Here is a 12646-nt window from a genome sequence, read left to right on the forward strand (position 1 = left end):
CTGTTGACACGGCCAGAGCGTGGGCCTAGCGTTGAGTTCAACAATTGTTGAACTCATGCCGAGGAGGTCGGACCATGACCGTGACAGTCATCCAGATCGGGCTCGATCCTGACGTGATCGACTACTCGTCACCGGACTTCGCGCAGTTCGCAGGGCTGTCCAGGGAGTCGCTGCGCGCCGCCAACGACGACAACGTCGCGGGGCTGCGCGCGGCCGGATACGAGGTCGACAACTGCCTGATCGCCTTCGGCGCCGCTGGCGCCGGCAAGGCCCGCCGCTGGCTGGAAGCCAAGCGCTATGACGCGGTGTTGATCGGCGCCGGCATTCGCCTGGCCGCCAGCAACACCCTGCTGTTCGAGTCGATCGTCAACGCCGCGCACGTCACCCAGCCGGGCTGCCGCTTCGTGTTCAACCGCGCGGCGCAGTCCACCCCCGGCGACATCCGGCGCTGGTACCCGCAGCCGGAAGGAGCAGCGCGATGACGGCCCACGACGTCGACGTCCTGGTGGTGGGGGCGGGTCCCACCGGCCTGACCGCCGCGGGCGACCTGGCTCGCGCCGGCCGGTCGGTCACGGTGCTGGAACGCTGGCCGACGGAGAACCCGTCGAGCCGCGCGTTCGCCACCATGGCGCGCACGCTGGAACTGCTCGACGCGCGCGGACTGGCCGACGACCTGCTGGCCCTCGGGCACCGGGCGCCGCGCGTGCGGCTGTTCGCCGGCGCGCAGATCGACCTCACCCATCTCGACTCGCCCTACTCGTTCGTCTTGGTCACCCCGCAGACCAACGTCGATGCCGCGCTGCGCCGCTACGCGCAGGCCCAGGGCGCCGAGATCCGGCGCGGCATGGAGGTGATCGCGCTTGAGCAGGACGCCGACGGGGTGACGGTCACCGCCCGTCCCAAGGACGACGAGGATCCCGCGCACCGGCAGACGTGGCGGTCGCGGTACGTGATCGGCGCCGACGGCGCGCACAGCACCGTTCGACGGTTGGTGGGCGCCGGATTCCCCGGCAAGACGGTGCTGACGTCGATCGTGCTGGCCGACGTCAAGCTGACCCACGGACCGGCCGGCGGGGGCCTGACGGTCGGGGCGCCCGGAGATGTCCTCGCATTCCTGGCTCCCTACAACCACCAGGACCCGGACGGCTCGTGGTATCGCGCCATGGTGTGGGACCGCGATCATCAGCTCCCCGACAGCGAACCGGTCGAGGACGCCGAGGTCGTCGACGTCCTGGCCCGCGGCATGGGCACCGACTACGGTGTGGTCGAGGTCAGCTGGAAGTCCCGATTCCATTGCGACGAAAGGCAAGTCGAGCGGTACCGGCACGGGCGGGTGTTCTTGGCCGGCGACGCCGCGCACGTGCACTCCCCCATGGGCGGCCAAGGCATGAACACCGGGATCCAGGACGCCGCCAACCTGGCGTGGAAGATCGACGCGGTGCTCGGCGGCGCCGACGACCGGCTGCTGGACAGCTACCACGACGAACGCCACCCGATCGGCAAGCGCGTTGTGATGCAGTCCGGGCTGATCGCCCGCGCCGCCACGCTGCATCCGCGGCCTGCGCGGTGGATGCGGAACCTGTTGGCACCCAGGCTGCTTCGCATCCCCGCGGTGCGGGACCTGGCGGCGGGCAGTTTCGCGGGCACGACGCTGCGCTACGGCCGCCGCGGTCTGGTCGGCACCCGCGCCACCGCGATTTCGCTCGCCGAGGGACGGTTGACCGAACTGCAGCGCACCGGAGGTTTTGTCCTCGTGCGCGAACACGGCGCCCCACCGGTTGATGCGCCCGGGATGCTGCAGGCGGAGCGGACCGACCGCGGGCCTGCCGTACTGGTGCGCCCCGACGGATACATCGCCTGGGCGGGATCATCGGCCCAGGCGCCGACGCGAATCCCGGAGCTGACCGCGACGCACGCGGGGTGAGCCTATTGCTGTTTGTCGCCCGGTGACTCGGCGAACGGGCGCAGATGGATGCGCGTCTGGTGATCGGGGGCCCCGGCCTCGCCGTCGGAGTGCCTGCCCCGCGTGTAGTCGCCTTGCCACGGCACCTTCTCACCCAGGGCGGTATTCGTCGCCGCCTGCGCCCGGCCCAGCTCGTTGCGTGAACGCAGGAAGAACTCGTGCTTGCGGCGAACCTCGTCGTCGGACTCGATCGGCCTGATTTCCGGGGCGAACTCTTCCAGCTCGGCCCGCCTTTGCGGGACGATCATGCAGATCGGCTCGTCGACCTCGAAGCGCACCGGCATCATCTTGCGGGTGATCTGCCAGCTCATGCTGAAACTCGATGTGGCCCAGTCCGTTTCGACGATTCCCTCCAGCGGCGAGACGGCGTCCTTGGGATAGTTCGCCGGACCCCGGACCAACAGGTTGTAGCCCGGCGGGGTGCGGAACAACATCGGCAGGTGCCAGGTCAGGATGCCGTAACCGAAGTGGCTGAACGGCAGGAGCTGACCGGGGTCGCGCCGGTCCGGGGCGATGATCACACCCATGCTGTCATCCCCGCCCATCCACGTCGCGGTGAAGGCGGACCGGTTGCGCAGCTCCCAGCCGCTCTGGTTGGCGATCAGTATCGGCAGGCACCTGTTCGGCCAGCCGTTGCGCATCTGCGACATCCACGGCCGGCTGATGGGGGCCGGTGTGATGGGCGGCGCGTTGTCCTGAGTGGTGAACGCGATCAGCGGGCGGGTCGGCCCGCCGGGTTTGTCACTCATCGACTCCTCGATTCGGTGGGTGGCCAGGCGTGGTCCGTTCGATGCTGCTCTCCAGTGTGACCTCCGAGCGCAGACTCAAGTGTGCGAGCCGGTAGGTCGGACCATGGCAGCGGGTCGCTGGGCCGGGCGGGCCGGTCACCCAGTGGGCGGTGCCACCAGCCGACGTCCCACCACACTCCGTTCTTGTAGCCCACACCGCCGAACACGCCGACGCGCGAGAACCCCGTCGCCTCATGCAGGCGCACGCTTGCGGGATTGGGCAGCGCAATGGCGGCGTAGGCATTGATATATCCTTGCGCGGCAAGCAGTTTGAGTAATGCGGTATAGACGCGGCGGCCACGTCCCTGGCCGCGAAGCGATGTTTCCAGGTAGATAGACACATCCACAGACCAGCGGTAGGCGGCGCGTTCCCCATGGGGACTCGCGTAGGCGTACCCCCTGACGGCGTCGCCGTCGGTTACGACCAGCCAGGGCAGGTGGGTCAGCGTGGCGGCCAACCTGGATCGCATCTCCTGGGCCGTCGGCGGCACCGCCTCGAACGAGATGGCGGAGTCGAGCACGCGAGGCGCATAAATGTCGGCGATAGCGACCGCATCGTCCGGCGTTGCCATTCGGATCATGGGAAGAGCTTGCCCATCACCTTCTCGCCGAACCTGCGGTGGGTAGGGTTCCGCCTCGCGGCGGGCAGCCACCGGCGGTCGGTCCGCTAACGAAGATCTAGTTGGTGCTTGGTGGCGGCTGCGGCTGGAAGGGTTCGTACCACCACCAGTCGGCGCGCTCGCCGGTGGGCCCGGGGCACGGCGGGACGTCGGGCGGGGCATGGCTGGGCGCACGCGCAAGCGATCCCGCGCTGAGCGGCCGGCCCGAGCTGTCGGAGACGACGAGATCGTCGGCGGGTCCGGTGATCGTGATGGCGCCGCGGTGGTGCAACCGGTGGTGATAGGGACATACCAGCACCAGGTTGGCCAACTCTGTTGGGCCGCCGTCTTCCCAATGCCGGATGTGGTGGGCGTGCAGACCGCGGGTAGCGCCACAGCCGGGAACCACGCAGGTGGGGTGCCGATGCTCGAGGGCGCGGCGAAGCCGCCGGTTGATCTGGCGGCTCGCTCGGCCGGCGCCGATGACCTCACCGTCGCGTTCGAACCACACCTCGCACGTGGCATCACAGGTCAGGTATCGGCGTTCGGCGTCGGTGAGCAGCGGACCCAGATGCAGCTCCGCGGCGCGCTGCTCGAGATCGACGTGCACGACCACCGTGGTGTGCTGCCCGTGCGGCCGGCGGGCCACCTCGGCATCCCATCCCGACTCGACCAGGCGCATGAACGCCTCAAGGGTGCCCGGCAACGGCGGCATGGCATCGGATGTGACGCCTGGACCGCCGCGATCGCGCTTCCACTCGGCGACCAGCGCGTCACGGTGAGACGCCAGCGCCGCGTCGAACTTCGCCGCATCCAGGGGCGCGAGTTTGACCCTCCAACAAGTGAACTCGTCGCTGGAAGTCTTGGTGATCGACGGTAGCGGTTGCGGGCGAGAATCGGATTCGGGTCGCGGTTCCAGCTTGACCGCCGTGCGCAGCTGGCTGACCGTGGCGACCCTGGCCAACTCCGCGTAATGCTCATCAGAGCCGTCACTTGCCCGCGCCGCGATGACCCCGACTTGATCCAGCGACAATCGACCTTCCCGCATGCCCTGGGCGCAGCGCGGAAACGCCTCGAGTCGGCGCGCGACATCGGCGATCGTGTGCGCGTTCGACGACGAGCAGCCCAGCTTCCAGGCCACCAACGCCTCGACCGACCGCGCACCCGTGAGACCGCACAGCCCGTCACGATCCAGCTCCGCGAAGATTTCGACGATGCGGCCATCGATCGCGTTGCGCTGACCGGTCAACTCCGCCAACTCGTCGAACAACACCTCAACACGATCCGCGGGACTGACTACCGCGGGAGGCGATGCGATCGAGGACATGACTTCATCATCGCAAAGGGGTACGACAACTCTCGGCTACCAAACTTGTGGAGTGCCGCCAGGCCCACGGACGCCCCCCACTTTGTCAATCGGTGCGGTCGGCCCAGCCCGGTGGAAGCTGGTCGGGGGCTACATCGATCACCGATTCGTCGTCGGCACCCACCCGCTCGAACAGGGTGATGTAGGCGAACTCGGGCACGGTGAAGATCGGGTAGGTCGGCCCCGCGTCGCGGTAGGCGCGCATCTCCTCGAGATGGTCGTTCTGGAAGCACACGGTGCGCTCGCCGTGCTGGCGGATCCACTGGGGAAAGAAGATCACGCCGTGGATTCGCCGCTTGCCGGGCATGACGTTGACGGCCACCGACGTGCCCGTGGGCTCGGTCCACGAGATCTTGTAACTGTCGACGTCGAGCGCCACCAGGTCGACCTCTTGGCCCTTGACCCACCGTCCGCCGACATGGCCGGAATGGATTCGGTAGTCGATCGTGCGCTCGTTCTTCACATACATCTCGTAACGCCACCCGTTGGCGTAGGTGTAGATGAACCGGCACCCCACGATGCCCGTTAAGTTCTGCGGCGGAATGGGATTGTCGACGGTGGTCATGGTGAGATTCCGTTCAGCGGCCGGTTGGTTGGACGGGTCGGCAGTGCCCACGATGCGCGGAAGCGCCAGTGCGGTCAGGCGGGGACGGCCCGAAATTCTGAATGCCTCCCGATTCTGTCGGTGGTAAGTACCATACGGCGAAGGTACGGGTGAGGGGCCTCGCGATGCACTGGATCGGCGTGTGGTGGCGTCAGCCCGACCACTACGACTGGTTCTCTGACTACCTCGGCGCACGCGGATTGAAGCCATTCATCCGCTACCTGATGGTCGGCATCCTGTCCATCCTGGCCGCGGCGACGCTGCTGATGCTGGGCAGCCGTTCGGGTATGCAGACACCCGTGGGGCGCGGCCTGGCGGTGGCGTTCGTCGCCTTCCTGGCGGGCATGGCAATGGTGTGGGTGCGGCGCTGGCCCGGGCGCATTGAATCACAAGTGTTTTCGATAGTGGGCACACTCGGCATCGCCGCCACGTGCGTGACCGAGGCCGACCCACGCAGCGGGATGCTGAGTTGCGCCGCGTTCGGTGGTCTCGCGGGCTATGTCGCGTTTTGTCACTCCGCGCGCCTGCTGGTCTTCACGCTCGGCAGCGCGCTGGGTGCGGCGGCCGTGTGCGCCGCGCGAATCGCCTGGTCCGGTGACGCGTCGATGGCGGCGGCCAACTTCCTGTTGCTCAGCGCGGGCATCCTGGCGGTGCCATTCTGCGGCCAGGTACTGGTGCACTGGCTGTCGGTCGACGCCCTGAAGTCCTCGACCGATCCGCTAACCGGCTTGCGCAACCGGAGGGGCTTTTACCGATCGGCGTCGAAAATGTCGGCCGCCGACCGACGCTCGCAATGCCTGAGTGTCTTGATGGTCGATCTCGACAACTTCAAACGGGTCAACGACACCTACGGCCACGCCGAGGGCGACCGCAGCCTGGTGGCCGTAGCCGACAACCTGCGGCGAATCGGCAGCGTGGGAACACTGATCGCCCGGGTGGGCGGGGAGGAATTCCTGGTCGCCCAGACCATGGACACCGAGCAAGCGCTTCGAATGGCGGAAACCGTACGCGCGGCCATTGCCGCGACGCCCTGGGGCGTGACAGCCAGCGTGGGTGTCAGCAGCTTCCGGCTCCCGACCGGCAGCGAGGTTCTCGACCGGCAGGTGATCGAACGGCTGGTGCACGCGGCCGACCTGGCGATGTATGAGGCGAAACGCGCTGGCGGGAACCAGGTTCGGCATGCCGACCTTCCCACGCCGCCGGTGCGCTGAATGCCGCGCTGGTCCCCGCTTACCGCGCCCCGGCCAGGCCCGCGATGGTGTTGACCCGCCGGACGGCGGTGGCGATCTCGTCGGCGAACTCGCGCCGCCGCCGCGCGATGTCTAGGTCCTCGAAGCCGTCCACCAGCTCGCGGTGCCGGGCCAGTCGCAGCGCGGTCTTGAACAGCTCCATCGACCTCGACTCGGCGCTTGCCATCCTGCGCTGCAGCTCCCACTGCTTGCCGACCTCGAGGCACTCGGCGAGAAAGGCGTTCTCGTCGAAGGATTCGTCCTCGTAGGCGGCCAGCCGGTCGGCGACGATGTGGTAGGCGTCCAGGAACGGCCGCAACACCAGGTGCGCCAACAGCAGGTCGGCCTTTTCCAGCAGCCCGCGCACATCGGCCGCGCTGGCGGCCTTGCTCGTGTCTTCCACCCGCCCGAGCAGGCGCACTTCGTCGGCGAGCTCCTTTTCGAATTGCGCACGCGCGGAGAAGAGAAACTCGAATTTCAGCAACTCGCGCAGGGCCAGCGCCTCGTCTCGTACGCGTGTCGGCTGCACCAGCCCGTCCACCGAAGCCTCGGCGTCTTCGATGGCCGCCAGCAACGCCGTCTCGGCGATGGCGCGATCGACCACGATGTGGATGGCGGTGTTGCGGTAGAACGCCGCGACCAGGTGCTGGTCTGCCCCGATGCCCCAAACCGGTTCGGTGCCGGCGTCGTACACGCTGACCACGCCCGAGGCGACGAGCTGATGCAGCGTCCAACGGATGGTCGAGCGATTCGTCAGGTCGGCGGCGCCGGCCACGCACCAGTTTCGGGCCGCGATGTAGCTCGCCAACGGTCGCACGGTGGCCAGCACCTCGCTGATGGACAACGAGCGGTCGGCGCCGAGCAGCGCGAGGCTCACCACCGCGGTGGGGGTGACCGGGGTGGCGCGGTTGATCCGGTGCTCGACGTCCAGCGCGATGCGTTCGATCTCGGTGCCCGTTCCGGACTCCTCGGCGCGCAGCTCCTCGAGCCGCTTGCGCAGCGGCAGCGGTTCGCCGAAGTCCAGGTACGCGCGGCCCAGCCGCTCGCCCTGCTGCCGCGCCAGCCGGATCAGGAAACGGAAGTCCTCGGGCCGTTTCGCGGCTCCGTAGGCCTCGGTGGTCATGGCCTCGACCTCGTGCAGCTGGTCGTACACGATCGAGGTGGGCACCAAATAGACTTCAGGGCCGTCGATTTCGTCGACGGCGTCGCTGATGTAGCGCAGGATCCCATACACCGGGGGACGCAGCTTGCCGGTACGGGTGCGGCCGCCTTCGATCGACCAGGTGAGATTGGCGTGGTTCTGCACCAGCTGCGCCGCGTAGGCGCGCAGCACGAACCGGTACACGGGAATGTCTTTGGTCTGACGGCGGATGAAGATCGTGCCGGTGCGCTTGGCCCAGGCGCCCATCGGGAAGAAGTTCAGGTTCGCCCCGCCGAAGGTGAGCGCGGCCGAGAGCCGGTTGGCCTGGATCACCTCCGGCAGCAGCAGACCGTCCAGGTAGGAGCGATGCGAAAAGGCAAACGCCAGAGTGGCTTTGCGATCCAGTTTGCGCAGCTGCGCGATCTGGTCCTCGTCGACCAGCACGTCGTAGGCCCGCATCAGCCAGCAACTGAAGCTGCGCCACGCCCTGACCGCCCGCTCGTCCAGCGAGGGTGCCATCTCCCGCAGGTAACTGGCGGCCTCGGCGCGCACGCTCGCCAGGTCGCGACCCAGCTCGTCGGCCAGCCCACTCAGCCGCTCGTCATACCACGGGGCGGCCAGCAGCTGGACGACCTCCACCGGGTCGGTCGTCAGTGGTGTCGTCGACTCCTCGACAATGCCGGTGCGCTGCAGCAGCTTTCGCACGCCGACCCGGCCGAACTCGCGCGCGGTCGCCCCCGGTCCCCCGCTCATGCCGGTTGCACCGTCGCGGCCGCCGACGGCTCGTGCACGTCCGGGTGTAGTTCGGGCGCGTAGAGCTCCTCGATCTCGCTCGCGTACTTCGCCATGATCGGCTTGCGCTTGAGTTTCATGGTCAGCGTGATCTCGTCTCCCCCGGGCTCCCAGAGTGAGGGTAGTATCCGGAAACGCTTGATCTGTTCCACCCGTGACAGTTTGGCGTTGCCCTCGGCCACCCCCGCGGCGATCCGGGAGATGACTTCAGGATGACTCGCCAGGGCCGCGGGCGACGCGTCGGCCAGGCCGTGCTGGGCCGCGTACGGTCCGACCGATTCGGCGTCGAAGACCATCAGCGCGGCGTTGTACGGCCGCCCGTCACCGATCGTGATCATCACGCCGACCATCGGACACGCCGCCAGCACGGTGTTCTCAATGTTGGCCGGCGACATGTTCTTTCCGGCGGCATTGATGATCAGCTCCTTCTTGCGGTCGATGATCCTCAGGTAGCCCTCGTCGTCGACGTCGATGATGTCGCCGGTGTGCAGCCAGCCGTCGGCGTCGATGGCCTCCGCGGTCTTGGCGGGTTCCTTGCGGTAGCCCTTCATCACCAGCGGACCGCGCACCAGATATTCGCCGTCGTCGGCGATCCTGCCCTCGAGCCCGGGCAGCAGCTTGCCGACGGTGCCCAGGCGCGCGTCGCGCGGATGGCTAACCGCGGCGACGCAGCTCAGCTCCGACATCCCCCAGACCTCGGCGATGGGAATGCCGATGCCGAGGAAGAAGGCCAGCGTCTCCTTCGGGATCGGAGCCGCACCGGACACCGCCCAACGGAGTTCGCCGAAGCCAAGCCGCTCGCGCAGCTTCGACAGCACCAACTCGTCGGCCTGGGCCCATTCGCCGGCCAGCTCGTCCGGCATCTGCTCGCCGGCCAGCAGGGCGGCGGCGCGCTTGCCGGCCACCGACATCGCCCACTGCAAGGCCTGACGCTTGACCTCGTCCGTTTCGTTAGCGACGGCGAATTCGATTCCGGCCTTGAGCTTTTCCCACACCCGCGGCACCCCGCCCCACACCGTGGGCCGCACGTCGGGCAGGGCGGCGGCGATGGCGCGGATATCGGAGACGACCGTGACCTGGGCGCCGAATACTTCCAGGGCGTACAGACCCATCACCCGGTCAGCGATGTGCGCCGTCGGCAGATACGACGTGACCCGGTCACCGAACCGGGACGGCAGGACGGCGTTGAGGGCATACGCCTCGAACAGCAGATGGGCGTGGGTCATCTCCACGCCCTTGGGGTTTCCGGTGGTCCCGGAGGTATAGATGAGCGTGACGACGTCGTCGGGCCGCACCGCCCGCCAGGTCGCCTCGAAGTCGAAATCGGGCTGCGCCGCGGCGTACAGGCCGTCCAGCGAAATGGTGCCGGGCGGTGACCCGTCGATGCAGACGATGTGTTCGATGGGCGCGCCGCTGGCGCGGATGCGGTCCACGTACTGCTCCTCGCAGATCGCGACCTTCGTCCCCGCGTTGTCGAACAGGTACGTCAGCTGCTCGGCGGGCAGCGTGTTGTACACCGAAAACGAAGTGGCGCCGAGGTGTTGGGCGCCGATCTCCAAGGGGTAGAACTCGACGCGGTTGGCCATCATCAGTGACACGGTGTCGCCCCGCCGGACGCCCAGGCCGGCCAGGCCGGCGGTGACCTTGCGCACCTGCGCCGCGAGCTCGCTCCACGTCATGGTTTGGGTGTCGCCGGGGGTGCGGAGCGCGACGGCGTCCGGATCGGTCGACGCGCTGCGCTGGAATGCCTCGCACAGGGTGGCCGGGCGCTCGGCTGTCGTCATGGGTGTCCTCTCAGCTCTGCCTTCGTGAGCGTACGTCCGTGATCGGGGACGCGGAATGGATCACGCTGGATCCGGGCGCCAGAGCTGCAGCGTGCTCGATATGCCGGCGGGCAACTCCAGCAGTTCGATGGGGGTGCCGTCGGGGTCGTAGATGAAGAACATCCGCACCCCGCCGATGTCGACGGGCGGCTCGGCCCGGACGTCGGGGTGCTCACGCCGCACGGCGTCGAAGGTGGCGTCGAGGTCGTCCACGCGGAACGAGACGTTGGTGTAGCCCAGGTGCGGCCCGCGCGGGCACTCGGGGACCGCGCCCAGCGATAGCAACTCGACCATGGCGGCGCCGATCAGCCCGCCGACCATGCGCCCCCGCTGCGCCACCCCACCGGTCACCGCATCCAGGCCGGCGCCGTCGAGCTCGACGTCGAACACGACGTCCATGCCCAGCACCGCGGTGTAGAAGGCCAGCGACGCCTCCATGTCGGAGACGCCGATGCACACATGGGAGAAGCTCTGCACGGGGATGGTGGGCGGCTGACTCACGGGAGCTCCTTTGCTCAGGCGGGCAACGCGGTATGAATTCCACAGGTACACGCATCAATTGAGGGACACGTGCAGCGCATACCCCACTCGATGACCGCCCGGGCCTGGGCCAGCGACTCCATTTGGGCATCGATTTCGGCGAGCTTGGCCTCCGCCAGGGCGCGGCTCGCCGGCCGCCCCGGTGCGTCGTCGGCGAACAACAGCTGGATCTCCTCCAGCGCGAAGCCGGCCGACTTGCAGAGCCGGATCACCTCGAGCCGGGCCAGCACCGAATCGTCGTAGCGGCGCTGCCCGCCCAGCCGCCCGGGCGGCGGCACCAAGCCGATCTGCTCGTAGTAACGCAGCGTTGTCGCCGCGACCCCGGCCTGGCGCGCCACCTCGCCGATCGTCAGCCGTGGACTCATCGGCCTCTCCTTCGACGCTTGACTTAGAGCCAACTCTAAGTCGTTGACTGATCTTATGCACACACATCCACTCAATGGGCTGGGCGCGGCACGCTACGCGCTGCTTCGATCGTTCCGCCGCGACGGCACCCCCGTCGACACCCCGATCTGGTTCGGGCTGGATGGCGACGCGTTGGTATTCCGCACCAAGGTGGGGCCGAAGACCCGGCGGTTGACCACGCGCCGCGACGTCGAGGTCACCGCGTGCGACCATCGCGGCCGGGTCCGTCCGGGCGCGACGACGGTGGCGGGCCACGCCACGATCCTGTCGGGCGACGACGCCGCGCGGGCCAACCGCGTCCTGCACAAACGGTATGGCTGGCAGTGGAACATCGTGCCGCTGATCAAGGTCCCGGGCGTCACCAACGTCCACCAAGACCTGTGCGTCCGCGAGAAGCTGAGCCGTGCGCGCGACCGGGGCGTGTGGCCCGACAGCGTCATCGTCCGGGTGGACGTGCCATGACGCACGACCCGGTCCGCTCCCCCTCGCTGCGCCAATGTTGCTCCGCTGCAATGGGATCGGCCTGGGGCGCGGTGCGTCCGCGACGGCCCGACCAGAGGTTCCTGCGCAGCATCGCCGACGCGGGGCTGCCCGAGCCCAGGCGCACCGTCACGGTGACCGCGCTGCCCCAGGTGCCGCGATCGGTGCCGACGGCGGCGATCGTCGAGGGCACATTCACGCCCGGGCGCGTCGGGAACTCGATGACCTCGTTCGTCGTCAGCCATCCGGACGCCACCTTCATCGTCGACCCGGCCGTGTGCCGCGACGTGGAGCGGCGGGCGATCGCCCAACTACCCGCGGTGCTGCGCGTCGCGGTCCGCCCGCCCGCCGACACCGTTCCCACGGTCACCGCCCTGACCCGGCTGCCGGAGCCGCCGGCGTTGGATTTCGCCTTGCCGACCCACGCGCACTGGGATCACGTGTCGGGGTTGCTGGATCTGCCGGATCTGCCCGTTCATCTGCACCGCACCGAACGGGACTGGATCGGGTCCGGCCGCGTCGCGCCCGTCGGCGGTGTCCGCGATTCGCTGCGCGGACGGCCCGTGGTCGACTACGAGCTGGACGGGCCGCCGGTGCTGACCTTCGCCCGAAGCCGCGACCTGTTCGGGGACCGGTCCGTCCTACTTGTCGACCTGCCCGGCCACACCCCGGGCAGCGTCGGAGTGCTCGCCCACACCGGGCGCGGCTGGATCCTGATCGCCGGCGACGCGGCCTGGCACTGGCTGCAGATCGAGAAGGTCCGCCAAAAGGCAAGCTATCCGGGCGTTTTGGTCGACGAGGATCGCGACGAAGCCTTCCGGACGCTGCAGCGACTGCACCTGGCACGGCATGCGGTGACGATCGTTCCCACCCACGACCACCAGGCGGCGCTGGGGTTGACCGCCTAGCGCGCGGC

Annotated in this window: 13 protein-coding genes; 5 read left to right on the plus strand and 8 right to left on the minus strand. The window is 68.5% G+C overall.

What is annotated here, in order from left to right; all coding sequences use genetic code 11:
• Positions 1 to 74 precede the first annotated feature (74 nt).
• Both A5709_RS24665 and A5709_RS24670 read left to right on the plus strand, forming a co-directional pair.
• Positions 75 to 482, plus strand: a complete 408-nt coding sequence (locus A5709_RS24665) for a hypothetical protein (RefSeq protein ID WP_068123208.1) — start codon at positions 75 to 77, stop codon at positions 480 to 482.
• On the plus strand, positions 479 to 1924 hold the full coding sequence (locus tag A5709_RS24670; protein ID WP_068123210.1) for an FAD-dependent oxidoreductase: 1446 nt from the start codon (positions 479 to 481) through the stop codon (positions 1922 to 1924). Before A5709_RS24665 ends, A5709_RS24670 begins: the two co-directional genes overlap by 4 nt.
• Before the next feature lie 2 nt (positions 1925 to 1926).
• Here the strand turns inward: A5709_RS24670 and A5709_RS24675 are convergent, their stop codons facing one another.
• The 4 genes from A5709_RS24675 to A5709_RS24690 all read right to left on the minus strand — a co-directional run bounded on the left by A5709_RS24675 (position 1927) and on the right by A5709_RS24690 (position 5281).
• A complete protein-coding gene (locus A5709_RS24675) occupies positions 1927 to 2712 on the minus strand; it encodes a DUF6065 family protein (protein WP_068123213.1) in 786 nt (261 codons plus the stop codon).
• Positions 2709 to 3323, minus strand: a complete 615-nt coding sequence (locus A5709_RS24680; protein ID WP_068123228.1) for an arsinothricin resistance N-acetyltransferase ArsN1 family B — start codon at positions 3321 to 3323, stop codon at positions 2709 to 2711. The genes A5709_RS24675 and A5709_RS24680 overlap by 4 nt, the downstream gene beginning before the upstream one ends.
• 106 nt (positions 3324 to 3429) lie before the next feature.
• Positions 3430 to 4677: an HNH endonuclease signature motif containing protein gene (locus A5709_RS24685; RefSeq protein ID WP_068123216.1), complete on the minus strand. Its 1248-nt coding sequence runs from the start codon at positions 4675 to 4677 to the stop codon at positions 3430 to 3432.
• Positions 4678 to 4762: 85 nt separating this feature from the next.
• A complete protein-coding gene (locus A5709_RS24690) occupies positions 4763 to 5281 on the minus strand; it encodes a phenolic acid decarboxylase (RefSeq protein ID WP_067948088.1) in 519 nt (172 codons plus the stop codon).
• A 164-nt stretch (positions 5282 to 5445) separates the two neighbouring features.
• Between A5709_RS24690 and A5709_RS24695 the strand changes: the two genes are divergently transcribed.
• Positions 5446 to 6531: a diguanylate cyclase gene (locus tag A5709_RS24695; protein ID WP_067948036.1), complete on the plus strand. Its 1086-nt coding sequence runs from the start codon at positions 5446 to 5448 to the stop codon at positions 6529 to 6531.
• 19 nt (positions 6532 to 6550) lie between these two features.
• Here A5709_RS24695 and A5709_RS24700 read toward each other — a convergent pair whose 3' ends face one another.
• The 4 genes from A5709_RS24700 to A5709_RS24715 are packed head-to-tail and all read right to left on the minus strand — an operon-like array spanning position 6551 to position 11210.
• Positions 6551 to 8443 (minus strand): lysophospholipid acyltransferase, encoded by a 1893-nt coding sequence (locus A5709_RS24700; protein WP_067948034.1) that lies wholly within the window; start codon positions 8441 to 8443, stop codon positions 6551 to 6553.
• Positions 8440 to 10266 carry a fatty acid--CoA ligase FadD11 gene (fadD11, locus tag A5709_RS24705; RefSeq protein ID WP_068123219.1) on the minus strand — a complete coding sequence of 609 codons (1827 nt, stop codon included), beginning with the start codon at positions 10264 to 10266 and terminating at the stop codon, positions 8440 to 8442. The genes A5709_RS24700 and fadD11 overlap by 4 nt, the downstream gene beginning before the upstream one ends.
• Before the next feature lie 60 nt (positions 10267 to 10326).
• Complete coding sequence (locus tag A5709_RS24710) at positions 10327 to 10806, minus strand: VOC family protein (RefSeq protein WP_082974366.1); 480 nt, start codon at positions 10804 to 10806, stop codon at positions 10327 to 10329.
• A 14-nt stretch (positions 10807 to 10820) separates the two neighbouring features.
• The gene (locus A5709_RS24715) at positions 10821 to 11210 is read right to left on the minus strand and encodes a helix-turn-helix domain-containing protein (protein ID WP_066953289.1); all 390 of its coding nucleotides are present in this window, start codon (positions 11208 to 11210) and stop codon (positions 10821 to 10823) included.
• Between the two features lie 55 nt (positions 11211 to 11265).
• Here A5709_RS24715 and A5709_RS24720 point away from each other — a divergent pair, with 55 nt between their 5' ends.
• Both A5709_RS24720 and A5709_RS24725 read left to right on the plus strand, forming a co-directional pair.
• The gene (locus A5709_RS24720; protein ID WP_068123222.1) at positions 11266 to 11712 is read left to right on the plus strand and encodes a PPOX class F420-dependent oxidoreductase; all 447 of its coding nucleotides are present in this window, start codon (positions 11266 to 11268) and stop codon (positions 11710 to 11712) included.
• Positions 11713 to 11762: 50 nt separating this feature from the next.
• On the plus strand, positions 11763 to 12638 hold the full coding sequence (locus A5709_RS24725) for an MBL fold metallo-hydrolase (protein ID WP_231987069.1): 876 nt from the start codon (positions 11763 to 11765) through the stop codon (positions 12636 to 12638).
• Positions 12639 to 12646 lie beyond the last annotated feature (8 nt).

This window comes from Mycobacterium sp. E1386 (genome assembly GCF_001672745.1).
GTDB lineage: Bacteria > Actinomycetota > Actinomycetes > Mycobacteriales > Mycobacteriaceae > Mycobacterium.